The following is a 24,811-nucleotide window of genomic DNA, read 5'->3' as shown; positions in this document are numbered from 1 at the left end:
GCCTTAAAAAGGCGGAAAGCGGGCCGGGGCGAAAAGGGGAACGGCGGGCGGTCCGCGATTCGACATGCTCCGTTCCCGGCCCGTTGCGGAGGTTAACGGCGCCCCTCCCCGAGTGGCGGAGGGACTTCGCCCTTGCGCCGGCCCCCCCGGATCAGGTAGTCAGGAGCACCAGCGGCCGTCCGGCCGCGCTTGTCCGAGGACCGTCCGTGCCGATCGTCCGTGCGCCCGCACCGATCAGCCTTCGCGCTTTCAGCGCCACGCCCTCGCTGTCCCTCCTTCTGCTTATCCGCCCCTGAGCACCGGCAGGGCCACATGGCCTTGGCGCTCAGGGGACCACGCCACCGCAACCCGCAACCGGGGGCCTGCGAAGTGAGGCGCTGAACGCCGCCGCGGCCCGCAGCAAGGACGAGACCCATGACCACCACCACCCCGACGTCCGCCAAGGACCGCGTCGTCATCTTCGACACCACCCTGCGCGACGGTGAACAGTGCCCCGGCGCCACCATGACGCTGGAGGAGAAGCTCCAGGTCGCCGACGTCCTCGACGAGATGGGCGTCGACATCATCGAGGCCGGCTTCCCCATCGCCTCCATCGGCGACTTCGAGGCGGTGGTCGCGGTCGCCCAGCGGGTGAAGAACGCGGTGGTCACCGGCCTCGCGCGCGCCGGCATGAACGACATCGACCGCGCCGGCGAGGCGGTCCGCCATGCCCGCCGCCCGCGCATCCACACCTTCCTGTCGACCTCGCCGGTGCACATGAAGCACAAGCTGCAGAAGTCGCCCGACGAGGTGCTGGCAATGGTGGTGGCCTCCGTCACCCGCGCCCGCAACCTTGTCGACGACGTGGAATGGTCGGCCGAGGACGGCACCCGCACCGAGCACGACTTCCTCTGCCGCTGCGTGGAGGCGGCGATCAAGGCCGGCGCCACCACCATCAACATCCCCGACACGGTCGGCTACACCGCCCCGCACGAGTACAAGGCGCTGTTCGAGATGGTGCGCGCCCGCGTGCCGAACGCCGACAAGGCGGTGTTCTCGGTCCACTGCCACAACGACCTCGGCATGGCGGTGGCGAACTCCATCGCCGGCGTCGAGGGCGGCGCCCGGCAGATCGAGTGCACCATCAACGGCATCGGCGAGCGGGCCGGCAATGCGGCGCTGGAAGAGATCGTCATGGCGATCAAGACGCGCAACGACATCTTCCCCTATGAGACCGGCATTGACACCAAGATGCTGACGCGGGCCTCCAAGCTCGTGTCGACGGTCACCTCCTTCCCCGTCCAGTACAACAAGGCGATCGTCGGCCGGAACGCCTTTGCCCACGAGAGCGGCATCCACCAGGACGGCATGCTGAAGAACACCCAGACCTACGAGATCATGACGCCGGACTCGGTGGGCGTGAAATCGACCTCGCTGGTCATGGGCAAGCACTCGGGGCGCAACGCCTTCAAGGACAAGCTGAAGCACCTCGGCTACCAGCTCTCGGACAACCAGCTGGAAGACGCCTTCGTGCGCTTCAAGGAACTCGCCGACCGCAAGAAGGTGATCTACGACGAGGACATCGAGGCGCTGGTGGACGAGAAGATCGCCCACAGCCAGGACCGCATGAAGGTCATGTCGCTGCTGGTCGTGGCCGGCACGATGGGGCCGCAGGCGGCGACCCTGACCCTCGACCTCGACGGCGTCCACAAGACCGTCCAGGCCTCGGGCAACGGGCCGGTCGACGCGGTGTTCAACGCCATCAAGGCCATCGTGCCGCACGAGGCGGTGCTGGAACTCTATCAGGTCCATGCCGTTACCCAGGGGACGGATGCACAGGCGGAGGTTTCGGTGCGGCTTCAGGCGGACGGCAATACGTTCACCGGCAAGGGGGCGGACCCGGACACGCTGGTGTCCTCGGCCAAGGCCTATCTGTCGGCGCTGAACAAGCTGATCGCCAAGCGCGAGCGCCTGCATCCGCAGCACGGCACCGTCGCCGCGGAGTGAACACGACAGCATGCGCATCGGCATTGACCTCGGCGGCACCAAGATCGAGATTCTGGCCCTGGACGACCAGGGCCGGGAGCTGATGCGCCGCCGGGTGTCGACGCCGCGCCACGACTATGGCGCGATCGTCGCCGCCATTGCCGGGCTCGTCACCGGCGTCGAGGCCGAACTCGGCCAGACCGGGACGGTGGGGGTCGGGATTCCTGGCTCCCTGTCGCCCGCCACCGGCCTCATCAAGAACGCCAACACCACCGTGCTCATCGGTCACCCGCTCGACCGCGACCTCGCCGTGGCCCTCGGCCGCGAGGTGCGGCTCGAGAACGACGCCAATTGCTTCGCCCTGTCGGAAGCGGTGGACGGCGCGGCGGCCGGGGCCGGCGTGGTCTTCGGCCTGATCATCGGCACGGGTGCGGGCTCCGGCATCGTCATCGACGGCAAGGTGCTGCGCGGCCGCCATCTCATCGGCGGCGAGTTCGGCCACAACCCGCTCCCCTGGCCGAGCGTCGAGGAGGTGGTCGAGGCGCCCGCCTGTTACTGCGGCCAAAAGGGCTGCCTTGAGACCTGGGTCTCCGGCACCGGTTTCGCCGACGATTACCGGCGCGCCACGGGAGCGGCCGTGCCCGCCCCGGAGATCGTCGCCATGGCGGTTTCCGGTGACGGCATCGCCCGCGCCTCCTATGAGCGCTACATCTCGCGGCTCGCCCGCGGGCTTGCCCAGGTGGTCAACCTCATCGACCCCGACGTCATCGTGGTGGGGGGCGGCATGAGCAACGTCCCCTCCATCTATGACGACCTGCCGCCGGCCATGCGCGCCTACGTCTTCTCCGACGCCTGCACCACGCCCATCGTCAAGGCGGTGCACGGCGACTCCTCCGGCGTGCGTGGCGCCGCCTGGCTCTGGCCCGCCGCTAACCCTGCCGCGTGACGGCGCGGGCGGGTTGGCAAAAAAGTCAGCCGGCGTTCTGGACAGGGCCCCCGCCGTCTGGTAGTCACCCGGCTCCCGCGCGGCCCTCGGGTTCGCGGGCGTGGGTGATTAGCTCAGTTGGTAGAGCAGCTGACTCTTAATCAGCGGGTCGAAGGTTCGAGTCCTTCATCACCCACCATTTTCCCCCTTCACGACTTAGACTGTCCGCCCCGTGCTCCCGCCCGGGCGCGTTGACCTGTCCCCCCGCCGCCTGTTACTTCAGAAAATCCTGAAAATTCAGACGGGCGACCCATGAACCTACCGCCGCTCATCCAGGCCTTCGTGCTGCATTTCGGCGAGATGGGGTCGCGCTGGGGCATCAACCGCACGGTCGGCCAGGTCTATGCGGTGATCTTCCTCGCCAACCGGCCGGTCTGTGCCGACGATCTCGTCGATGCCGTCGGCGTCGCGCGCTCCAACGTCGCCATGGCGCTGAAGGAGCTGCAGAGCTGGGAGCTGATCCGGCTGAAGCACGTGCCCGGCGAGCGGCGCGACTTCTACACGACCCTCGACGACATCTGGGCCATCGTCCGCAAGCTGGTGGAGCAGCGGAAGCGCCGCGAGATCGACCCGACGCTGACCGTCTTGCGCGAACTGCTCATGCAGAGCCCCGCCTCGGAGGAGGAACGCTTTGCCCAGGAGCGGATGCAGGAGATGCACGGCGTCATCGAACTTCTCACCGGCTGGTACGACGATATCGAGCGGCTGGAGACGGAGCGGCTGGTGCAGCTCCTCTCGCTCGGCTCGAAAATCGTCAAGGCGCTGGAGTGGAAGGACAAGCTCTTCGTGGTCAAGGGCGGCCGCGGCCGCGGCAAGCGCGCCCGCGACGACGATCCCGGAGAGGTGGATTGAAGCATTGCCGGCACCGCAAGCGGCGAACCCCGCGGCCGGCGGCGCATGTTTCATCAATTGACCTGTCCGCGGAGCTGTGAATCAATCAGCCAATATTGATTCTCAGGGATTTTTTGCCCCATGCTTCTCAAGCCGTTGAACCCCGACAGCGGCGGCAGGATCGAGCACAGCATCGTTGCGACCTGGCCCGGTTTCGTCGCCAAGACGAGCCGTCGGAAGACGGACTACAGCATCAGCTATGCGAGCAACCCGTCCGAACACTACATCGCACTCCATCATTTCTCGCGACGCGAGGGTGAGACGCGGATCGACGGTCTTCCGGGCTCCTCCCTGACCGACCTGCGCGGCAAGCTCACCCAGATTCCCGCCGGCTGCGGCGCACAGGGCTGGACCGCCGGGGCCTCGAACGAGGGCCACGTGACGATGATGTTCTTCGATCCGGGGCAGCTCACCTCCGAGCTCGGCCGGATGTATTCGGCCTCATCCGTGCGGCCGAAGCTCTATTTCGAGGATCCGGACATCGCCGATGCCATGACGCGGCTCGACCGGGTGCTCTCCGAGGGCGACGGGCCGACCGATCTCTATGCGGAGTCCATCGGCCTGTTCATCGCCGCACGGGTGCTGGAACTGTCGCGGCTGGACCAGGCGCCGGAGCGGAATGCGGTGGGGTCGCGCTCGCGCATGGCGATCCTCGAGGACTATCTGCGCTCCCATGTCGGCAGCCAGGTTTCGATCGACGACCTGGCGCAGCTCGCCGGGCTCTCCCGCTTTCACCTGATCCGCTCGTTCCGCGACGCCTTCGGCGCCACGCCCTATCAGTATTTCCTGCGGCTGAGGATGAACGAGGCGCGGCGGCTCCTCACCGCCACGACGCTGCCTGTCGCCCAGGTGGCGACGAAGGTCGGCTTCTCCAGCAGCACCCAGTTCGTGAAGATGTTCCGGGCCATGGAAGGCGTGACGCCCGGCAGCCTGCGCCAGCGGTGAACGGCTTCAGCCGGACTGCCTGCCGACGGTGACGTCGCCCGCCGCGGGGCCGGGATGGCGGATCAGGCGGATGCGCTTGGCCAGCAGCAGCAGGGCGTGCCAGTGGATGGCCGCCGTGACCTTCAGCGTCAGCAGCGGATGGGTGACGAGCAGCCGCAGCAGCGCGCCGTCCGTCAGCTCCCGCCGGTTCCCGGCGAGCGAGGCGAAGAGCATCGGGCCTTCGCCGTCGCTGGCGGCGATGTGCAGCGCCACGTCGTCGCCCGGCGGCGCGAGGCGGAAGCGATAGGCCATGTCGCGCGTCAGGAAGGGCGAGACGTGGAAGGCCTTGGCACTGTCCTGGAGGATGGGGCGGGCGCCCCCCTCGGCGGCGATCAGGTAGGAATGGATCTCGCCGAAGGTGTTGTGCACCTCGTAGATCGTCGCGGCCAGCGCGCCGTCCGCCCGGTGGCAGAAGAAGACGCTGATCGGGTTGAAGCCGTAGCCGAGAACGCGCGGCATGGTGAGGAGCCGGATGGGCCCGCCACCGGTTTCGATGCCGGCCTCGGCGAGGCGCGCCTCGACCTGCGGCCGGAGCGGCCGCCCGGAGCGGTCGCCGTAATCGGCGGTGCGAAAGGAGAAGAGGTTGCGGCGGTCTCGCGAAAAGACCTTCAGCCGGCGGTGCAGATCGTCGATCTCGTCGAGGTCGAGCAGCATCCAGAACACGCGGTAGGCGAGGGCGTGCGGCCGCGGCCGGATGCGCCGGTGCTCCACCCGGCCCACATAGAGCGCCGAGGCGGGGGCGGTCACGCCACCTCCGTCAGCGGCAGGGCCTGCGGGAGGCGCACGATGCGGCCGGAATCGTCTGCGACCGACCAGGGCCGCCTGAGGCCGCCGAGATCCTCGGCGACGGCGAGGCCGGCCTGCAGCCCGTCCTCGTGGAAGCCGGCGCCGAAATGGGCGCCGCAATACCAGGTGTGGCGCTGGCCCTGCAGCGACCAAAGGCGCGACTGGGCGGCGATGGCGGCGCTGTCGAAGAGCGGATGCTCGTAGGTCTCGGTGCGCAGCACGGTCTCCTCCCGTGGCGGGCGCGGCGGATTGAGCGTCACGAAGAACTGCCTGTCCATGGGAAGGTGCTGCAGCCGGTTCATCCAGTAAGTGACGGCGCAGGGCTCGTCCGGCACGCGGCGGTCGCCGATGTGGTTCCAGCTCGACCAGGCGGCGCGGCGGCGGGGCATCAGAGCCTCGTCGGTGTGCAGGACCGCGACGTTGCGGCTGTAGCGGAAGGCGCCGAGCAGGGCGCGCTCCTCAGGCGACGGATCGGCCAGCATGGCGAGCGCCTCCTTCGCATGGGTCGCCACCACCACCTGGTCGAAGCGGCGGGACCAGCCGTCATCGCCGTCGAGGATGACGCCGTCGGCAAAGCGGCGGATGCGGGCCACCGGCATGTCCGGGCAGACCTCGCCGGAGAATGCCTCCATGAGCCTGCCCACATAGGCGCGGCTGCCGCCGGTCACGGTGCGCCAGGCCGGGCGGCCGGAGAGCTTCAAGAGGCCATGATTGTCGTGGAATCGGATGAAGGCGCTGGCGGGATAGGAGAGGATCTCGGCGCAGGGCGCGGACCAGATGGCACCGGCCATGGGCAGGAGGTGGTCGTCGCGGAAGGCGCGGCCGTAGCGGCCGGCCTTCAGATAGTCGCCGAGAGAGATCGGGTCGTTCTCCAGCTCCGCGGCGTCGCGGGTGGCGCTGCGGTAGAAGCGCAGCAGATCCTGCAGCATCGACCAGAAGCGCGGGCTGACGATGTTCCGCCGCTGGGCGAAGAGACCGGCAAGACCCGTTCCGGCATATTCGAGGCGGCCGCCGTCGAGGGAGACGGCGAAGGACATCTCGGTGGCGAGCGAGGGCACGCCGAGATGGTCGAGGAGGGCGCAGAAGTTCGGATAGGTCGCCTCGTTGAAGACGATGAAGCCGGTGTCGACGGCGACGTCCTGCCCCCGGGCGCCGGGGACCGTCACGGTGTTGGCGTGGCCGCCGAGCCGGCCGTCGCGCTCGTAGAGTGTCACGTCATGGGCCCGGGACAGGAGCCAGGCAGCGGACAGGCCGGATATGCCGCTCCCCACCACCGCGATACGCTGCCGACGCCCACCACCCGCTTGCATGCCGTATTCCTGACTGTGATGCCGTTATAGCTGTCCTACGCCGGGGCGGTCGCACCGGTTCATCGGAGCCCGTCTTGGCGCGATCTCGTCTCCCCACTGATCCGTTGCCGCAGAGGGGGCGTAGAGGGCGACATGATGGTTGCTCTTGCGATACATTCTGAAACGTCGGTCCCGCTCTCCCGCGGGCCGCGCAGACGTGCCGGTGCCGCCCTGATGGATGCCAATGCCCTGATCCAGTCGATTGCCCAATCGTCCGACAGGCAAGCGTTCGTCAAACTCTTCGACCATTTCGCGCCGCGGGTGAAAGCCCTGCTGATGCGCCAGGGAACGCCGGCGGATCTCGCCGAGGAACTGGCGCAGGAAACGCTGCTGATGGTCTGGCGCAAGGCGGCGCTGTTCGACCCCACCCGTGCGGGGGCCTCGACCTGGATCGCGGCGATCGCCCGCAATCTCAGGATCGACGCCGCCCGGCGCGAGAAGCGGTCGCGCCTGCCGGACGTGTTCGACATCCTTCAGGGTGAGGAGCCGGAGCAGCCGGACCAGGTCTTCGACGGGAGCGAACGCGACTCCCGTGTGAGGGCCGCCCTCACCTCCCTCTCCCCCGATCAGCTCCGAGTCGTCCAATTGGCATTCATGGAAGGTCTCAGTCATCAGGACGTGGCGAAACGCCTGTCCATCCCGCTCGGCACCGTCAAGTCGCGGCTGCGCCTGGCCATGGCACGCATGCGCGGCTCGCTGGAGGATCTGCGATGAGCATGTCCCATCGTCCGTCCGGGGAAACCCTCGCCGCCTTCGCCGCCGGCCGCCTCGACGAGGGGCTGGCCCTGGTGGTCGCCGCCCATGTCGAGATCAACCCGCGGACGCGGCAAGACCTCGCCGAGCTCGACGCGCTCTCGGGCGCCTTCCTCGACACGATCGAGCCCGAGCCCATGGGCGTCGACGCGCGCAGCCTGTCGATGGCGCTGCCGCACCGCGTGGAGGACGTGCCCGCGCGGCCAGCCGCGCCGCCGGATGCTGCGGGCCTCGCCGTGCTCGCCCCCTACGCGCTGGGACGCTGGCAAAGCGTCGGCCGCGGGGTCGCGCTGCGGCGCGTCGACGTGCCGAATTCCGAGGCGCGGGTGTTCATGCTGCGGGCGCAGCCGGGAACCCGGCTGCCGGCGCACCGCCACACCGGCGCGGAGTGGACGACGATCGTCGCCGGCGCCTACCAGCACGAATATGGCCGCTATGCCGCCGGCGATTTCGACGAGGCCGACGACCGCCACGCCCATACGCCGGTGGTCGATCCCAGGGAGGGGTGCACCTGCATCGTCGCCCTCACCGGCACCGTCCGGTTCGAGGGCATGATCGGCCGCCTGCTGCAGCCCTTCGTCCGCCTGTGACGGGGCTCTCCTTCCTCGCCGCCCTCGTCTTCATCGCCGCCGCCATGAGCGTGGTTATGGCGGGGGCCTGGCTGATCGAGAAGCGGACCGGCAATTCCGGCTGGATCGACGTCACCTGGACCTTCGGCGTCGGCGGCACGGCGCTCGCAGCCGCGCTGCTGCCCTTCGGCACGGGGCCGTGGGAGCGGCGCCTGCTCGTCGCCGCCATGGCGGCGGCCTGGGCGCTGAGGCTCGGCCTGCACATCGCCGGCCGCACCCGCGGCATCACCGACGACGCGCGCTACGCCAAGCTCAGGCAGGACTGGGGGCCGGACGCCTCCTGGCAGATGTTCCGCTTCCTGCAGATCCAGGCCGCAGCCAGCGTGCCGCTCGCTCTCGGGATCGTGCTCGCCGCCCACCGTCCCGCGTCTCTCGGCTGGCAGGATGGGCTGGGCCTTGCGGTCTTCGTCGCGGGCTGGGCGGGCGGCGCCGTCGCCGACCGGCAGCTCGCCGCCTTCGTCGCCGACAAGAACAAGCGCGGCCCCATTTGCGACGTCGGCCTGTGGCGCTATTCGCGCCATCCCAACTACTTCTTCGAATGCGTCCTCTGGGCCTCCTATGCGGTTATGGCGCTTGCCTGGAGCGGCCATCCCTTCGGCTGGGCCGCCCTGCTGGCGCCCGCCTTCATGACACTGCTGCTGACCCGCATCTCCGGAATTCCGCCGCTGGAGGAGCACATGCTGCGCAAGCACGGCGCCGCCTTCGCGGACTATCAGGCGCGCACCAGCGCCTTTATCCCCTGGCCGCCGGCCCAGACGAAAGGCTGAACGCGGTGTCCCTTCTCGCCGGCCTCATTGCCTGGGGCGAACGCGCCCCCGTCCCCGATGCTCTGACCCGCGCCGCCATCGCCTGGCTGGTCGGGCGGACCGACCGGAACCTCGCCACCCTCACGGCCGCCGACGAGGCGGCCTTCGCCGCCTCCATGGCGGACTTTCCCGTGGCGGTGCATACGGACACCGCCAATGCCCAGCATTACGAGCTGCCGCCGGACTTCTTCGTCCGGACCCTCGGCCCGCAGCGCAAATATTCGTGCTGCTACTACGACGCCCCCGAGAGCACCCTCGCTGAGGCTGAGACGCGGGCACTCGACCTCACCATGGATCATGCCGGCCTCGCCGACGGCCAGCGCATCCTGGAGCTCGGCTGCGGCTGGGGCTCGCTCTCCCTCGCCATGGCCCGCCGCTTCCCTCGCGCCTCGATCACCGCCGTGTCGAATTCGCACGGCCAGCGCCGCTTCATCGCGGCGGAGGCGGCGCGGCAGGGGCTCGGCAACCTCACCGTGGTCACCGCCGACATGAACGGCTTCGCCCCGCAGGGCCGCTTCGACCGCATCGTCTCGGTGGAGATGTTCGAGCACATGGCCAACTGGCGCGACCTGCTGGCGCGCGCCGCCGGGTGGCTGGAGGACGACGGTCGGATGTTCATCCACGTCTTCACCCACCGCACCGGCTCCTACCGCTTCGACAGTGCGGACAAGACCGACTGGATCGCCCAGCACTTCTTCACCGGCGGCCTGATGCCGAGCCACGGTCTGATCCGCCGCTTCGACGACCTCTTCACCGTCGAGGAGGAGTGGCGCTGGAGCGGCGCGCATTATCGGCGCACCGCCGAGGACTGGCTGGCGCTTTTCGACCAGCGGATCGACGAGATCGATCCGATCCTCGCCAGCGTCTACGGCAACGACCGGATGGCACTCTGGCGCCGGCGCTGGCGGCTGTTCTTCCTCGCCACCAGCGGCCTCTTCGGCCACGCCGGGGGCCAGAGCTGGGGCGTCAGCCACTACCGCCTGAAGCCGGTGCGCTGAGCCCCGCGCTCAGATCCAGCCGGCCGAGGCGAGGACGCGGAGAGCACCATAGGCGCCGCCGGCGACGATGGCCGTCGCCGCCGCGCCATAGACGACGTCGACCAGCGTGAGGGTGAGCGTCCAGACACGCAGGGTGGCGTAGTTCGTCAGGTCGTAGGTCGCATAGGCGAGAAGCCCGAGGAAGCCGCCGTTGACCAGCGCCGTCTGCAGCGAGCCGGCCGCGAAGGCCGGCAGCACGGCGAAATGGACGACGCCGACGGGGAAGAGGAAATAGAAGACGAGGGCAGGTGCCCAGCGCAGGTTGTCCAGCATCAGGCTGCCCAGCGTCGGCCGGTAGAGCAGCCGGCCCATGATCGAGAGCCAAACCGCGTCGAGAATGCCGAATACGATCAGCGCGGCCGCATAGGCCGAGAGAAATTGCATGGTCCGGATCCCCGATGAATGCAGAGGATACGCGGAAGGGTGCCGCCCGGTTCACGGGAGGCGTGTTGGAGGGGCGGCTTGAGGATATGGGCAATGGATGAGCGGGCTGGTGGAGCTAGGGGGATTCGAACCCCCGACCTCTGCAGTGCGATTGCAGCGCTCTCCCATCTGAGCTACAGCCCCGCCCGCGAGCGCGCCTTTTAGGGCGTGCCGGCATTCCGGTCAAGGCGTTCCACGCGCAGCAAAGCGGCTTTCGGCGGACGCGCCCGGACGCGAAGGGCGCCGCAGCCGGCGCCCTTCCTCATCTCACACATACTGCCCGTGGCAGTGCTTGAACTTCTTGCCCGAACCGCAGGGGCAGGGGTCGTTGCGGCCGACCTTGCCCCAGGTGGAAGGGTCGTTCGGATTGCGCTCGGCGGTCGGCGCGCCGCCGCCCTGCGCCTGGAACGATCCGCCGGAGGCGGCCCCCATCTGGGCGAACTCGTCCATGCCCGTCATCGGATCGATGTGATGCGCCGTCATGGGCGGCAGGTCCGGCATGGGCGGCGGCTCCTGCAGCTCGACGAGGGCGAGCTGTTGGGTCGTCATCTCGCGGAGCTTCGCCATCAACCCCTCGAAGAGCTGGAAGGCCTCGGACTTGAACTCGTTGAGCGGGTCGCGCTGGGCATAGCCGCGCAGGCCCACCACCTGGCGCAGGTGGTCGAGCTGGACGATGTGCTCGCGCCAGAGATGGTCGAGCACCTGCATCACCACCGCCTTCTCGATCTGGCGCATGATGTCGGGGCCGAAGCGGGCGGCCTTGGAGGCCATCATCTCGTCGGCGGCCTTGGTGATGCGCTCGATCACCTCCTCGTCGGCGATGCCCTCCTCCTTGGCCCATTCGTCGACGGGCAGGTCGAGGTTGAGGACGCGGTAGATCTCCTCGCGCAGAGTTGCGGTGTCCCACTGCTCGGCATAGGCGTCCGGCGGGATGTAGGCGTGGACCAGGGTCTCGATCACGCCATGGCGCATGTCCTGCGTCATGTCGGAGAGGTCCTGCTGGCTCATCAGCTCGATGCGCTGCTCGAAGATGACCTTGCGCTGGTCGTTGGCGACGTCGTCGTATTTGAGGACGTTCTTGCGCAGGTCGAAATTGCGGGCCTCGACCTTCTGCTGCGCCTTCTCCAGCGCCCGGTTGATCCAGGGATGGACGATGGCCTCGCCCTCCTTGAGGCCGAGCTTGGTCAGCATGCCCTCCATGCGGTCCGACCCGAAGATGCGCATCAGGTCGTCCTGAAGGGACAGGTAAAACTTGGAGCGGCCGGGATCGCCCTGGCGGCCGGAGCGGCCGCGGAGCTGGTTGTCGATGCGGCGGCTCTCGTGGCGCTCGGTGCCCATGATGTAGAGGCCGCCGGCGTTCAGGGCGCGCTGCTTGAGATCGGCGACCTGGCGGCGGATGGCCTCGGCCTTCTCCTGCTTCTCCGGCCCGTCCTCCATGCCGGCGAGCTCGACGGAGATGCGCATGTCGGCATTGCCGCCGAGCTGGATGTCCGTCCCGCGTCCCGCCATGTTGGTGGCGATGGTGATGGCGCCGGGCACGCCTGCCTGGGAGACGATAAAAGCCTCCTGCTCGTGATAGCGGGCGTTGAGCACGGCGAAGACGCGCTCGCCGGGCGTGCCCTGGTCGCCGTCGTAGAGCGGCGCGAAGGCGGCGGGATCGTCGAGGTCGACCTGCTTGAAGCCTGCCTGTTTCAGCATCTCGGCGAGGGTCTCGGACTTCTCGATGGAGGTGGTGCCGACGAGCACCGGCTGGCCCTTGGCGCGGGCAGCCTCCACCTCGGCGATGATCGCCTGGTACTTGTCCTGGACGGTCTTGTAGACCTCGTCGTCCTCGTCGAGGCGGGCGATGCCGCGGTTGGTCGGGATCTCGACCACCTGCAGCTTGTAGATGTCCATGAACTCGTCGGCCTCGGTGAGGGCCGTGCCGGTCATGCCGGCGAGCTTGCCGTACATGCGGAAATAGTTCTGGAAGGTGATGGAGGCGAGCGTCTGGTTCTCGGGCTGGACCTGGACGCGCTCCTTGGCCTCGAGGGCCTGGTGCAGGCCTTCCGAATAGCGGCGGCCCGGCATCATGCGGCCGGTGAACTCGTCGATGATGACCACCTCGCCGTTTCGGACGATGTAGTCCTTGTCGCGCTGGAACAGCTTGTGGGCCTTCAGCGCCTGGTTGACGTGGTGGACGGTGGAGACGTTCTCGACGTCGTAGAGGTCGCCCTTGACGTAGCCGGCCTCGACCAGAGCCTTCTCGATCTTCTCGTTGCCGCTCTCGGTGAGGGCCGCGGTGCGCTGCTTCTCGTCGACCTCGTAATCCTCCTTGTTCAGGGCGGGGATGAAGCGGTCGATGGTGGCGTAGAAATCGGAGCGGTCGTCGAGCGGGCCGGAGATGATGAGCGGCGTGCGCGCCTCGTCGATCAGGATGGAATCGACCTCGTCGACGATGGCGTAGAAGTGGCCGCGCTGGACCATCTCCTCCACCGTGTACTTCATGTTGTCGCGCAGGTAGTCGAAGCCGTATTCGTTGTTGGTGCCGTAGGTGATGTCGCAGGCATAGGCCTCGTGGCGCTGCTGGTCGTCCATGCCGTGGACGATGGTGCCGGTGGTCATGCCGAGGAAGCCGTAGACCTTGCCCATCCACTCGGCGTCGCGCTTGGCGAGATAGTCGTTGACGGTGACGACGTGGACGCCCTTGCCGGCGAGGGCGTTGAGATAGACGGCGAGGGTGGCGACGAGGGTCTTGCCCTCGCCGGTCTTCATCTCGGCGATGGCGCCCTCGTGGAGCACGATGCCGCCGATCAACTGAACGTCATAATGGCGCTGGCCGAGGACGCGCTTGGCCGCCTCACGGACGGTGGCGAAGGCGGGGACGAGCAGGTCGTCGAGGCTCTTGCCGGCGGCGAGCTGTGCCTTGAAGGCATCGGTGCGGGCGCGCAGGGCTTCGTCCGACAGCGCGGCGAGCTCAGGCTCCAGCGCGTTGATGGCATCGATCCGCGGACGGTATCCCTTGATGCGGCGATCGTTGCCGTTGCCGAAGATCCTGCGGGCGAGCGCGCCGAGCATGTGCGTTCCTTACACTTGGGCGGGGAGACAGAGGCATCGAAACGGTTGGTCGCACCGTGCGTTCCGATGGTTCACGCGAGCCCTTCAGCCCCGTCAGGCGGTGGCGGAGCGCCCCGTGCGCCCCATCCTCTGGTCCTGGCGGGATGTCGACGGACGCGCGGAATTCCGCAGCGGCCCGGCAACCCGCGACAGATATGGACGGTGCCAAGGGTTGTCAATTCAAGCCGAAACGGGCATTGCTGCGACAACCGGCGGGATCCGTCAGGAGTTGTGCACGCGTCCATCGCCCCCGTGCTTTCGCACCGCCTTCCTTCAAAGCGCCACACGTGCCCGTCAAGCACGCCTTCCCGTGACAAAAGGCTCGATCCTTCCATGACCGTCCGCTCGCTCCTGTCCCTCGCCGCCATGATGGTGGCGCTCGCCGGACCGCTGGCCGCCCAGACGCCGCCGGCCGCCACTCCGGCCCCGGCCCAGCCGGCGGCGCCGCCGGCGCTGCCGACCCCGGCCGACGGCATCCTCGCCCGCGTCCAGGGCGTCGAGATCCGCCAGGCCGACCTCGACGCGGCGGAGGAGGACATCGGCGGCCAGACGACCGCGCAGATGAGCCCGGAGCAGAAGCGCGAATATCTCCTCAGCTTCGTCATCGATCTGACGCTCGCCGCCAAGGCCGCCGAGCAGCGCAACGTCCAGGAGGGCGCCGACTTCGCCCGCAAGATGACCTACTACCGCAACAAGCTGCTGGTGGAGACCCTCCTCAACACCGAGACGCGCACGCGCGTGACGGAAGAGGAGATGCGCAAGATCTACGACGAGCAGCGCTCCCGCATCACGCCGGAAGACGAGGTTCGAGCCCGCCACATCCTGGTCGAGACCGAGGACGAGGCGAAAGCGCTGATCGCGCAGATCCGCGGCGGGGCCGATTTCGAGACGATCGCCAAGGAGAAGTCGAAGGATCCGGGCGGCGCCCGCAACGGCGGCGACCTCGGCTTCTTCACCAAGGGCCAGATGGTGCCGGAGTTCGCCGAGGCGGCCTTCGCCATGCAGGCCGGCCAGCTCTCGCAGGCCCCCGTCAAGTCGCAGTTCGGCTGGCACATCATTAAGGTCGAGGAGCGCCGCCAGCGGCAGATCCCGAGCTTCGAGCAGGTGCGTGGCCAGATCGAGGACTTCCTCACCCGCCGCGTCCAGGCCGATCTCGTGCAGAAGCTGAGGTCGGAGGCGCAGGTCGAGCGCTTCGTGCCCTCGCCGACGCGCCCCACGGCGCCGGGCGCTCCCGGCACGCCGGCCCCGGCGACGCCGCGCCCCTGAGCCACCTGTTCCGAGAAGACCCGGCGAGGCCGGCCGTTCCCACGGCCGGCCTTCGTCGTCGGGCGGCCGTCGAATGACGTCCCCGCGCATCACACCGTTTCTTAAGCGGCCTCCCTTATGGCTGGGAGACCGTGATCGGATCATCGTGCCGACGCGTGGTCGGAGACGTCCGCCTTGTCGGTGATGGGTTCGGAAGAAGCGCAGATGGGCCGCGGCGCCAAGACGCTGCTGTCGCCTGCCGGCATCGCCGCCCGCATCCGCTCCTTCCTCCTCGATCGCTCCGACCAGTCGATCGCCCAGCGGATGGCGGGCGCGGCCTTCCTGATCCGCGTGCTCAGCGCCGGCATCGCCTATGTGAGCCAGGTGCTGATGGCGCGCTGGATGGGCGGCTCGGAATTCGGCACCTATGTCTCCGTCTGGGTGTGGGTGCTACTCATCGGCCATTTCGCCAATGCCGGCCTCGCCTCCGCCGCGCAACGCTTCGTGCCCGAATATGCCGAGCGGGGGGACCATGAGGGGTTGCGCGGCTTCCTCGCCGGGGGGCGGCGCCTTGGCGTCGTCATCGCCACCCTGATCGCGGCAGCGGGGCTCGCCGTGCTGTGGCGCTTCGGCCATCTCTTCACCGGCGCGATGGTGATGCCGCTGGCGCTCGCCGCGCTCTGCCTGCCCATGTTCGTGCTGACCGACATCCAGGACGGCATCGCCCGCTCGTGGAACTGGACCGACCTCGCCCTCGGGCCGCCCTATCTGATTCGCCCCTTCATCCTGCTCGGCTGCATGGCCGGCGGCCACTTCGCCGGCTTCGAGAGCAATGCGGTGACGGCCATGGGCTGCGCGGTGGTGGCGACCTGGGCCGCCGCCGTCATCCAGTTCGTGCTGCTCAACCGTCGCATCGCCGGACGGGTCGAGGCGGGTCCGCAGCGGACCGAGACGCTGTTCTGGCTGAAGACGAGCCTGCCCATCTTCGTGGTGGAGACCTTCTATCTCGCCCTGACCTACACGGACGTGGTCCTGCTGAAGCAGTTGCGCGGGCCGGAGGAGGTCGCCGTCTATTGGGCGGCGGTGAAGACGCTGGCGCTCGTCGCCTTCGTCTACTTCGCCGTGGCGGCTGCGGCGGCCCACCGGTTCAGCGAGTATCACGTGGCCGGCGACAAGCAAAAGCTCGCCGACTTCCTGCGTGCCTCGATCCGCTGGACCTTCTTCCCCTCCCTGGCGGCGACGATCCTCATCCTCGCCCTCGGCAAGCCCTTCCTGATGATGTTCGGGCCCGACTACGTGAAAGGCTATCCGGCAATGTTCGTCGTGTCCGTGGGACTGCTGGCGCGGGCCGCGGCCGGCCCGGTCGAGCGCCTGCTCACCATGTCCGGCCACCAGACCGCCTGCGCGCTCATCTATGGCGGCGCCTTCGTCGCGGCCGTGGTCCTCTGCCTGCTGCTCATCCCGCCCTTCGGCATGATGGGCGCGGCGATCGCCACGGCGGCGGCGCTGACGCTCGAATCCGCCCTGCTGGTCTGGGTCACCACGGCGCGCCTCGGCCTGTCCGCCTCCTTCTGGATCAAGCCGGCTGCGGCATGATCGCGGCATCCGACAGCCTGGCCATCGCCGCCCCGCCGCTTCAGCCGGTGTCCGCGCCCGCCGGCCTCGGCGCGGTCGCCGCGTATTGGGTGCCGGCGGCGCGCTGGGAGGAAGCCCGGGCGGACTGGGACGAGCTCGCGGCTGCCGCGGCCGAGCCCAACGTCTTTCTCGCACCCGGCTTTGCCCTGGCGGCCCGCGGCGCCGTGGCGTCGGCGGGCCTCGGGGCGCTGCTGGTCACGCGCGACGGGCTCCTCATCGGCCTGGTGGCGGGACGGTTCCATCTTCTTCGGTCCGTGTTCAGCCTCTGGACCCATGACTACGCGCCCTACGGCATGCCGCTGGTGCGACCGGACGAAGCCGGCGCGGTGATCGGTGCCCTCGTCTCGTTTCTGGCGGACCAAGGGGTCGCCGCCCTCGAGACGCCACTCCTCGATGCGGGTCCGGTCGCCGATGCCCTCGAAGCGCTCGCCGCCTCGCACCCCACCTTCGTCCTCGACGCCCATCGTCGCGCCGTCCTGACCGAGGCGCCGCCCCCCCTGTCGAAGGAGCACCGGCGGCTCGCCCGCCGGCTCGGCGAACAGGGCCGGCTCGAAACCGTGTCCACCGCGACCGGCTACGCCCTCCCTGCGGCGGTCGACGCTTTCCTCACCCTCGAGGCCGAGGGGTGGAAGGGCCGCCGCGGCACGGCGCTGGCCGCAACGCCGGCGACGCGCGCCTTCTTCGAAGGGGCGGTGGCCGATCTCGTGCCGCGGGGCGCGGCACAGATCGACATGCTGCTGCTCGACGGCCGGCCCGTCGCGGCCGGGCTGGTCCTGACGGCGGGTGCGCGTGCCTGGTACCTCAAGACCGCCTATGACGAGGCCTTCGCGCGCTTCTCACCGGGGCTGCTCCTCTCCCGCGCCATCGGCGCTTCGGCCATCGCAGCCGAGGGCGTGCGGCTCGTCGATTCCTGTGCGATCCCCGGTCATCCCATGATCGAGCGCATCTGGCCGGGGCGCATGGAGCTGACGACACGCTTCATCGCCGTGGCGGAGGGGCGTGCAGGCGTCCGGTACCGCGCGGCGCTCGCCTGCCGCCGCGGCTTTGCCGCTGCCAAGGGCCTCGCAAAACGGCTGCTGCGCCGTTGACGTTTAGAGACGGTCGCGCAGCAGGCGCCGGATGATCTTGCCCGTCGTGGTCATCGGCAGTTCGTCGATGAACTCCACCTCGCGCGGGTAGGAATGGGCAGACATGCGCGTCCTGACGAAGTCGCGGATGTGGTAGGCGAGATCGGGCGACGGCTCGACGCCGTCCTTGAGCACGATGAAGGCCTTGACGATCTCGGTGCGCAACTCGTCGGGCTTGCCGACGGCAGCGGCGAGCGAGACGGCGGGATGCTTCAGCAGCGTGTCCTCGATCTCGCCGGGACCGATGCGGTAGCCGGCCGAGGTGATGACGTCGTCGTCGCGGCCGAAGAAATGGACGTAGCCCTCCTCGTCGCGCAGGCCCTGGTCGCCGGTCAGCATCCAGTCGCCGATGAACTTGTCGCGGGTCGCCTCGGGGCGTCCCCAATATTCGAGGAACATGACCGGGTCCGGCCGCTGCACGGCGATCTGGCCGCGCTCCCCCGCCGCGCAGAGCGAGCCGTCGTCGCGGATGACGCCCACCGTGTGGCCCGGCACCGGCTTGCCGATGGCGCCCGCCTTCGACACGCCGATGGCGGCCGAGGAGGCGAGGACCAGGTTGCATTCGGTCTGGCCGTAGAACTCGTTGATGGTCAGGCCGAGGGCGGCGCGGCCCCAGTCATAGGTCGGCGTGCCCAGCGCCTCGCCGCCGGAGGCGAGGGTGCGCAGCACGAGCCTGTGCCGCGCCCGCGGGTCGTCGATGGAGCGCAGCATGCGCAGCGCGGTGGGGGGGACGAAGGAGTTGCGCACCTCGAGCTCCGCCATCAGCGCGAAGGCCTCGTCCGCGTCGAACTTCTCGAACTTGTGGGCCACCACCGGGACGCCGAAATGGAGGGAGGGCAGAAGCACATTGAGGAGACCGCCGGCCCAGGCCCAGTCGGCCGGCGTCCACATGCGGTCGCCGGCCTGCGGAAAGAATTCGTGCGGCATCTCCACGCCCGGCAGATGACCGAGGAGCACCCGGTGGCCGTGCAGGGCCCCCTTGGGCTGGCCCGTGGTGCCCGAGGTGTAGATCATCATGGCGGGATCGTCGGCGGCGGTGTCCACCGCCGTGAAGGCGCCCGAGGCCTGCTCCAGCGAGCCATAGAAGCTGTCGACGCCGTCGGCCGCGCCGTCGACCGAGAGGACGACGGAGAGCTCGCCGAGCCCGTCGCGGATCTGGGCGAGCTTGGCCACCCCCTCGGCATTGGTGATGAGGGCGCGGACGCCGGCATTGGCGAGGCGGAAGGCGAGGGCGTCGATGCCGAAGAGCGCCGCCAGCGGCACGGCGATGGCGCCCATCTTGTAGATGGCGATATGGGCGATGGCGGCCGCGGCGCCTTGCGCGAGCACCAGGGCGACGCGATCGCCGCGCTTCACGCCCTTCGCCACCAGCACATTGGCGAGCCGGTTGGAGGCGTCCTCCAGCCGGCCATAGGTGACGGGCTCGACCCGCCCGTCCGGCTTCTTCCAGAGGATGGCGACGCGGTCAGGCTCGGCCAACGCCCAGCGGGTGCAGACGTCGGTGCCGATGTTGTAGCGGGCCGGGACCTGCCAGCGGAAATCGCGGACGAAGGCGTCGTAGTCGCGCAGGGGTGGGAGCATGGCGGGCCGTCTCACAAAGGGGGCGCGAAGCTGGCACAGATCGCCGCCGAGGTCATCAGCGGGGAAAGGGAGATGATGGCCAACGTCGCGATGGTGCCTCCGTCAGGCGGTTTTGCCAGCCGGGGCCCCCTCCGCGATGAAGGTGCGGACGAGCGGGAAAACCTTTTCCGGCGCATCACCATGGATCTCGTGACCGCACGCCTCCAGTCGCTCGAACTGAACCAGATGCGGCGGCAGGGAACGGGCGGTCGCCTCGATCAGGGAGATGGGTACGATCGGATCGTGCACTCCGCCGACGACGAGGGTCGGGCAGGTGATGTTCCGCAGGTCCGCATGGAAGTTGAAACGGCCATGTTCGTTGTTCGGGCCGTTGAAATGGAGGGCCACCTCGGTCCTCATGATCGCGTGGACGGGTGCTCTGGGTCGATCGCGCCGATGCCGGTACAGGGGGACGCAGCGCTCGATGTAGCGGGCGCGGCCCTCGCCAGTCGGGTGAATCCAGTAGCTCTCGGCCGTCGCGCGAGCCTCGTCTCCGCCGACGCGCCCGAATGTCTCGAATACCTGTTCGAAGTCGATCGCCGCCGCCGTGCTCAGAAGGATCAGCTTGCCGGGATGGTCGGGATAGCGCGTGGCGTAGGACTGGGCCACGAAGCCGCCGAACGAGAGACCGCAGACGATCGGCTTGACGAGACCCAGGGCATCACAGAGCCCTTTCACGTCATCGCCCCATTGCGTCAGGTTCCAGGTTGCGGGGTCCGAACCCTCGCTGCGCCCATTGCCCCGATGATCGTAGAAGACGACCTGAGCGACATCGCTCAGGGCGGAAAATGCGCTCTTGAAGGGCACGTGGTCAAAGCCCGGGCCTCCGTGCAGCATGACGAGGGCCGGCTTTTCTCGCACTCCCCGATCGTCGACGACGAGACCGGGATTGGCGACGTCGACGAACAATCGGACGCCGTTGACGAGCACATGCATCTGCGGCTCCTGGCCCCGTCGCCATCGCGTCGCAACCAGGACGGTCACGCCGCCTGCTTGGCCCCGTCCCCGACGATCCGCACGATGTCGGCCATGATCGTATTGAGCTGGAAATCCTTCGGCGTATAGACCGCCGCGACGCCAGCCTGCCGCAACACTGCCTCGTCCTCAGGGGGGATGATGCCGCCGACGATGACGGGGATGTCGTCGAGACCCTCGGCGCGCATGCGCTCCATCACCTCGGTGACGAGCGGAATGTGGCTGCCGGAGAGGATCGACAGGCCGACGACGTGGACGCCTTCCTCCAGCGCCGCGTTGACGATTTCGGCGGGGGTCAGGCGGATGCCCTCGTAGACCACCTCCATGCCGCAGTCTCGGGCGCGCACGGCGATCTGCTCGGCGCCGTTGGAATGGCCGTCGAGACCCGGCTTGCCGACGAGGAACTTGATGCGGCGGCCGAGGCTGCGCGAGACGTTCTCCACTTCGGCGCGGATGGGCGCGAGGTCGCCGGTCTCGGCGCGGGCGGCGCGACCGACGCCGGTGGGCGCGCGGTACTCGCCGAAGACCTCGCGCAGCACCTGGCCCCATTCGCCGGTGGTGACGCCGGCTTTCGCGGCGGCGATGGACGGCTCCATGACGTTGCGACCCTCGCTCGCGGCGGCGCGTAGCGCGGCGAGCGCCTTCTCCACGGCCTTGGCGTCGCGGGCGGCGCGCCAGGCCTTCAGGCTCTCGACCTGCTGCGCCTCCACGGCGGGATCGACCACCATGATCGAGCCTTCGCCCGTGGTGAGTGGCGAGGGTTCGGTCTCGGTGAAGCGGTTGACGCCGATGACCACCTGCTCGCCGCTCTCGATGGCCTCGAGGCGGCGGGTGTTGCTCTCGACGAGCTTCGATTTCATGTAGGGGACGGCGGCGATGGCCCCGCCCATCTCCTCGATGAGCTTCATCTCGGCGGTGGCCTCGGCCTTGAGCGTCTCCACCTTGGCGGCGACCGCCGGGTTGCCGTCGAAGAGATCGCCGAATTCGAGGAGGTCGGTCTCGTAGGCGAGGATCTGCTGGAGGCGCAGCGACCATTGCTGGTCCCAGGCGCGCGGCAGACCGAGCGCCTCGTTCCAGGCCGGAAGCTGCAGGGCGCGGCAGCGCGCCTTCTTCGAGATGGTCACCGCCAGCGCCTCGATGAGGATGCGGTAGACGTTGTTCTCCGGCTGCTGCTCGGTGAGGCCGAGCGAGTTCACCTGAACGCCGTAGCGGAACAGCTTGTGCTTGGGATCGGTGACGCCGTAGCGGGTCTCGACCAGCTCCTCCCAGAGCTCGACGAAGGCGCGCATCTTGCACATCTCGGTGACAAACCGCATGCCGGCGTTGACGAAGAACGAGATGTGGCCGACGACCTCGCCGAAGCCGCCCTCCGGCACCTCTCCGGAGGCCTTCACCGTATCGAGGATGGCGACGGCGTTGGCGAGCGAGAAGGCGAGCTCCTGCACCGGCGTCGCCCCCGCCTCCTGCAGGTGGTAGGAGCAGACGTTCATCGGGTTCCACTTCGGCATCTCGACCGTCGTGAAGAGGATGGTGTCCTTGGTGAGCCTGAGCGAGGGCTCCGGCGGGAAGACGTAGGTCCCGCGCGACAGATATTCCTTGAGGATGTCGTTCTGCGTCGTGCCGGCGAGCTTCGTGCGCGGCGCGCCGGTCTCGTCGGCGACCGCCACATAGAGCGCCAGCAGCCAGGCGGCGCAGGCGTTGATGGTCATCGAGGTGTTCATCTCGGCGAGCGGGATGCCGTCGAAAAGCGTGCGCATGTCCCCGAGATGGGAGACGGGAACGCCGACCTTGCCGACCTCGCCGCGGGCGAGGACGTGGTCGGCGTCATAGCCGGTCTGTGTCGGCAGGTCGAAGGCGACGGAGAGGCCGGTCTGCCCCTTGGCGAGATTGGCGCGATAGAGGGCGTTGGACTTCTCGGCCGTGGAGTGACCCGCATAGGTGCGGATCAGCCAGGGTTTGTCGCGCTTGTCGTTGTTGCGCACTGTCGCCTCCCGAGCGGGGTTCTTTGGCGATCATTCTGTGCCGTCATGCGACTTATTGCAATGCAGCGAAAGGGGCATGGCCCGGCCCACATCGAGGGGGCCGGGCCGCGTGGTCAGGCCCTGCGGATCAGGCCGACGATGACCAGCAGGATCACGGCACCGAGGGTTGCGCTGACGATGGCCGAGAGGATGCCGGCGCCGAGCGAGACCCCGAGCCGGGGGAAGAGCCAGGTGGCGATCAGGGCGCCGAGAATACCGATGACGATGTTGCCGACGAGTCCGAAGCCGAAGCCCTTGACGATGAGGCCGGCGAGCCAGCCGGCGATGGCGCCGATGAGTATCAGAACGAGCAGACTTTCGACGGGCATGATGCAATCCTCCTCAAGGCGCCGCAGCCGGCTTCCGGCCGGGCGCAAGACATCACGCGGATGCCGACGAGAGCCGGAACCGCGGAAGGGCAACGCGCGCACCGTCCTGCGGGTCCCCGTCCCCGGCGAAAAAATACCGTCGGCGGGAACAGGGTAGGGGCTGGCCCGTTGCGGTTGGGGGCCAGAGGATCGGTCGAAGGGGCGATAATGCCGCCTCCGGACCCGGCATTTCGCGCTTGCACATCCATGTTGCACTGCACATACTCGCCGCCTGAAGCGCCCCCTCGAGAAGGCGCCCGACACCCGAGGTAACACCAATGGCAGCCGTTGCTCCCACCCCCCAGTCGCGCCCCGTCAAGGATCTCTACGAGTTCGGCGAGGTGCCCCCGCTCGGCCACGTGCCCGCCACCATGTATGCCTGGGCGATCCGCAAGGACCGTCATGGTCCGCCGGAACAGTCCTTCAAGGTCGAGGTCGTGCCGACCTGGACGCTGGGCGAGGACGAGGTGCTGATCTACGTGATGGCCGGCGGCGTGAACTACAACGGCATCTGGGCCGGCCTCGGCCAGCCGATCTCGCCTCTCGACGGCCACAAGCATCCTTTCCACATCGCCGGGTCCGACGCTTCGGGCATCGTCTGGGCCGTGGGCGCCAAGGTGAAGCGCTGGAAGGTCGGCGACGAGGTCATCGTCCACTGCAACCAGGATGACGGCGACGACGAGGAGTGCAACGGCGGCGATCCGATGTTCTCGCCCTCGCAGCGCATTTGGGGCTATGAGACGCCGGATGGGTCCTTCGCCCAGTTCTGCCGCGTCCAGTCGCGCCAGCTCATGGAGAAGCCGAAGCACCTGCCCTGGGAGGAGGCCGCCTGCTACACGCTGACGCTGGCGACCGCCTATCGCATGCTGTTCGGCCATCCGCCGCACACGTTGAAGCCGGGCGACAACGTCCTCGTCTGGGGTGCCTCGGGCGGCCTCGGCGTCTTCGCCGTGCAGCTCGTCGCGGCGGCCGGCGCCAACGCCATCGGCGTGATCTCCGACGAGACCAAGCGCGACTACGTGCTGCAGCTCGGCGCCAAGGGCGTCATCAACCGCAAGGACTTCGCCTGCTGGGGCCAGATGCCGACGGTGAACTCGGACGAGTACAGCGTCTGGTTGAAGGAGGCCCGCAAGTTCGGCAAGGCGATCTGGGACATCACCGGCAAGAAGGACGTGGACATCGTTTTCGAGCATCCGGGCGAGGCGACCTTCCCGGTCTCCTGCCTCGTCGCCAAGCGCGGCGGCATGGTGGTGTTCTGCGCCGGCACCTCGGGCTTCAACATTACCTTCGACGCCCGCTACGTCTGGATGCGGCAGAAGCGCATCCAGGGCTCGCATTTCGCCCATCTGAAGCAGGCGGCAGCGGCCAACCAGTTCGTGCTCGACCGGCGCGTCGATCCCTGCATGAGCGAGCTCTTCCCCTGGGACAAAATCCCGGCGGCGCACGCGCTGATGCAGGCGAACAAGCACGCGCCGGGCAACATGGCCGTGCTGGTCAATTCGCCGCGTCCGGGCCTGCGCACGCTCGACGACGTCATCGAGGCGACGGGGGGCTGACGGGGGCTCAGGAAAGCCCGACGGTCATGGCGAGCGCCGCCATGACCGCGAGCAGAACCAGAACCGCCAGCCAGCGGCGGGGGGGCGACCGGAAGCGAAGGTCCATCGGTTCAACCGGGCTGCGGCCCGTCGTAGCCTTCGATGACGATGGCATCCATCTCGGCGCCGCCCTTCTGCTCGGCGCGGGCGGCCTGGTATTCCTCCGAGCGCCAGCAGGCGAGGGCCTGTTCGTAGCTCGGGAATTCAATGACGACGTTGCGCGAGCGGCTGGTTCCGACCAGCGTCTCGAACCGGCCGCCGCGGATGACGAAGCGCCCGCCGAACTTGGCGAAGGCGATGCCGTTCTTGGCGACGTAGTTCTTGTAGGATTCCGTGTCGTGGACATCGACGCGGGCGATCCAGTATCCCTTGGGCATGCTCTTCCTCCTCAGTGGGGCGCTACCATCCCGCCACTCATGCCCGCCGCGCAAGACGGGTGATCGGCGGAGCGGGTTGCGTCGTATCCCGGGTCATGGGAACAGGACGCCGTTCCCCCCGTTTCACCCGCGGATGCCGTCGTC

The 24,811-nt window shown here is 68.6% G+C and carries 21 protein-coding genes and 2 tRNA genes; 13 read left to right on the top strand and 10 right to left on the bottom strand.

Annotation, left to right across the window (positions count from 1 at the left end; translation table 11 throughout):
* The first annotated feature begins 414 nt into the window (after positions 1 to 414).
* From C6569_RS14605 to C6569_RS14585, 5 genes are all read left to right on the top strand, one after another.
* Positions 415 to 1,986 carry a 2-isopropylmalate synthase gene (locus C6569_RS14605; RefSeq protein WP_106749534.1) on the top strand — a complete coding sequence of 524 codons (1,572 nt, stop codon included), beginning with the start codon at positions 415 to 417 and terminating at the stop codon, positions 1,984 to 1,986.
* A 10-nt stretch (positions 1,987 to 1,996) separates the two neighbouring features.
* A complete protein-coding gene (locus C6569_RS14600) occupies positions 1,997 to 2,911 on the top strand; it encodes an ROK family protein (RefSeq protein WP_106749533.1) in 915 nt (304 codons plus the stop codon).
* Between the two features lie 102 nt (positions 2,912 to 3,013).
* Positions 3,014 to 3,089 (top strand) — tRNA-Lys (locus tag C6569_RS14595).
* Positions 3,090 to 3,202: 113 nt separating this feature from the next.
* Positions 3,203 to 3,802, top strand: a complete 600-nt coding sequence (locus C6569_RS14590; RefSeq protein WP_106749532.1) for a GbsR/MarR family transcriptional regulator — start codon at positions 3,203 to 3,205, stop codon at positions 3,800 to 3,802.
* A 120-nt stretch (positions 3,803 to 3,922) separates the two neighbouring features.
* On the top strand, positions 3,923 to 4,786 hold the full coding sequence (locus C6569_RS14585) for a helix-turn-helix domain-containing protein (protein WP_106749531.1): 864 nt from the start codon (positions 3,923 to 3,925) through the stop codon (positions 4,784 to 4,786).
* A gap of 6 nt (positions 4,787 to 4,792) precedes the next feature.
* On the opposite strand, the gene C6569_RS14580 is transcribed toward C6569_RS14585, so the two are convergent.
* The gene (locus tag C6569_RS14580) at positions 4,793 to 5,572 is read right to left on the bottom strand and encodes a DUF1365 domain-containing protein (RefSeq protein ID WP_106749530.1); all 780 of its coding nucleotides are present in this window, start codon (positions 5,570 to 5,572) and stop codon (positions 4,793 to 4,795) included.
* On the bottom strand, positions 5,569 to 6,921 hold the full coding sequence (locus tag C6569_RS14575) for an NAD(P)/FAD-dependent oxidoreductase (RefSeq protein ID WP_106749529.1): 1,353 nt from the start codon (positions 6,919 to 6,921) through the stop codon (positions 5,569 to 5,571). Before C6569_RS14575 ends, C6569_RS14580 begins: the two co-directional genes overlap by 4 nt.
* Positions 6,922 to 7,134: 213 nt before the next feature.
* Between C6569_RS14575 and C6569_RS14570 the strand changes: the two genes are divergently transcribed.
* From C6569_RS14570 to C6569_RS14555, 4 genes are read left to right on the top strand one after another with little or no spacing between them, the layout of a single operon-like run.
* Positions 7,135 to 7,674 carry a sigma-70 family RNA polymerase sigma factor gene (locus C6569_RS14570; protein WP_215905754.1) on the top strand — a complete coding sequence of 180 codons (540 nt, stop codon included), beginning with the start codon at positions 7,135 to 7,137 and terminating at the stop codon, positions 7,672 to 7,674.
* 2 nt (positions 7,675 to 7,676) lie between these two features.
* A complete protein-coding gene (locus tag C6569_RS14565; RefSeq protein WP_181313760.1) occupies positions 7,677 to 8,303 on the top strand; it encodes a ChrR family anti-sigma-E factor in 627 nt (208 codons plus the stop codon).
* Complete coding sequence (locus C6569_RS14560; RefSeq protein WP_106749527.1) at positions 8,300 to 9,109, top strand: DUF1295 domain-containing protein; 810 nt, start codon at positions 8,300 to 8,302, stop codon at positions 9,107 to 9,109. Before C6569_RS14565 ends, C6569_RS14560 begins: the two co-directional genes overlap by 4 nt.
* 5 nt (positions 9,110 to 9,114) lie before the next feature.
* Positions 9,115 to 10,146, top strand: a complete 1,032-nt coding sequence (locus C6569_RS14555; RefSeq protein ID WP_181313759.1) for an SAM-dependent methyltransferase — start codon at positions 9,115 to 9,117, stop codon at positions 10,144 to 10,146.
* Between the two features lie 9 nt (positions 10,147 to 10,155).
* Here the strand turns inward: C6569_RS14555 and C6569_RS14550 are convergent, their stop codons facing one another.
* The 3 genes from C6569_RS14550 to secA form a co-directional block, all read right to left on the bottom strand.
* Positions 10,156 to 10,569 carry a DUF2177 family protein gene (locus tag C6569_RS14550; protein WP_106749526.1) on the bottom strand — a complete coding sequence of 138 codons (414 nt, stop codon included), beginning with the start codon at positions 10,567 to 10,569 and terminating at the stop codon, positions 10,156 to 10,158.
* A gap of 107 nt (positions 10,570 to 10,676) precedes the next feature.
* Positions 10,677 to 10,752: transfer RNA gene (locus tag C6569_RS14545), tRNA-Ala, on the bottom strand.
* Positions 10,753 to 10,875: 123 nt separating this feature from the next.
* Positions 10,876 to 13,665: a preprotein translocase subunit SecA gene (secA, locus tag C6569_RS14540; protein ID WP_106749525.1), complete on the bottom strand. Its 2,790-nt coding sequence runs from the start codon at positions 13,663 to 13,665 to the stop codon at positions 10,876 to 10,878.
* Between the two features lie 372 nt (positions 13,666 to 14,037).
* Between secA and C6569_RS14535 the strand changes: the two genes are divergently transcribed.
* From C6569_RS14535 to C6569_RS14525, 3 genes are all read left to right on the top strand, one after another.
* The gene (locus tag C6569_RS14535; RefSeq protein ID WP_106749524.1) at positions 14,038 to 14,970 is read left to right on the top strand and encodes a peptidylprolyl isomerase; all 933 of its coding nucleotides are present in this window, start codon (positions 14,038 to 14,040) and stop codon (positions 14,968 to 14,970) included.
* 183 nt (positions 14,971 to 15,153) lie between these two features.
* Complete coding sequence (locus C6569_RS14530) at positions 15,154 to 16,545, top strand: lipopolysaccharide biosynthesis protein (RefSeq protein ID WP_245898347.1); 1,392 nt, start codon at positions 15,154 to 15,156, stop codon at positions 16,543 to 16,545.
* Positions 16,542 to 17,672: a GNAT family N-acetyltransferase gene (locus C6569_RS14525; protein ID WP_106749522.1), complete on the top strand. Its 1,131-nt coding sequence runs from the start codon at positions 16,542 to 16,544 to the stop codon at positions 17,670 to 17,672. The genes C6569_RS14530 and C6569_RS14525 overlap by 4 nt, the downstream gene beginning before the upstream one ends.
* 3 nt (positions 17,673 to 17,675) lie before the next feature.
* Here C6569_RS14525 and C6569_RS14520 read toward each other — a convergent pair whose 3' ends face one another.
* The 4 genes from C6569_RS14520 to C6569_RS14505 form a co-directional block, all read right to left on the bottom strand.
* On the bottom strand, positions 17,676 to 19,292 hold the full coding sequence (locus C6569_RS14520) for an AMP-binding protein (protein ID WP_106749521.1): 1,617 nt from the start codon (positions 19,290 to 19,292) through the stop codon (positions 17,676 to 17,678).
* A gap of 102 nt (positions 19,293 to 19,394) precedes the next feature.
* Positions 19,395 to 20,267: an alpha/beta fold hydrolase gene (locus C6569_RS14515; RefSeq protein ID WP_106749520.1), complete on the bottom strand. Its 873-nt coding sequence runs from the start codon at positions 20,265 to 20,267 to the stop codon at positions 19,395 to 19,397.
* 44 nt (positions 20,268 to 20,311) lie between these two features.
* Positions 20,312 to 22,288 (bottom strand): protein meaA, encoded by a 1,977-nt coding sequence (locus C6569_RS14510; RefSeq protein WP_106749519.1) that lies wholly within the window; start codon positions 22,286 to 22,288, stop codon positions 20,312 to 20,314.
* A 113-nt stretch (positions 22,289 to 22,401) separates the two neighbouring features.
* A complete protein-coding gene (locus C6569_RS14505) occupies positions 22,402 to 22,656 on the bottom strand; it encodes a GlsB/YeaQ/YmgE family stress response membrane protein (protein ID WP_106749518.1) in 255 nt (84 codons plus the stop codon).
* A gap of 317 nt (positions 22,657 to 22,973) precedes the next feature.
* Here C6569_RS14505 and ccrA point away from each other — a divergent pair, with 317 nt between their 5' ends.
* Positions 22,974 to 24,251, top strand: coding sequence for a crotonyl-CoA carboxylase/reductase (gene ccrA / locus C6569_RS14500; RefSeq protein WP_106749517.1), 1,278 nt, complete (start codon positions 22,974 to 22,976; stop codon positions 24,249 to 24,251).
* Between the two features lie 110 nt (positions 24,252 to 24,361).
* Here the strand turns inward: ccrA and C6569_RS14495 are convergent, their stop codons facing one another.
* Entirely contained in the window at positions 24,362 to 24,667 is a 306-nt protein-coding gene (locus C6569_RS14495; protein ID WP_106749516.1) for a DUF1330 domain-containing protein, read from the bottom strand.
* Between the last annotated feature and the right edge of the window lie 144 nt (positions 24,668 to 24,811).

The sequence above is a fragment of the Phreatobacter cathodiphilus genome (assembly GCF_003008515.1).
GTDB lineage: Bacteria > Pseudomonadota > Alphaproteobacteria > Rhizobiales > Phreatobacteraceae > Phreatobacter > Phreatobacter cathodiphilus.
The sequence above is the reverse complement of the archived record's forward strand: the minus strand, read 5'-3'. Positions and strand labels throughout refer to the sequence as shown.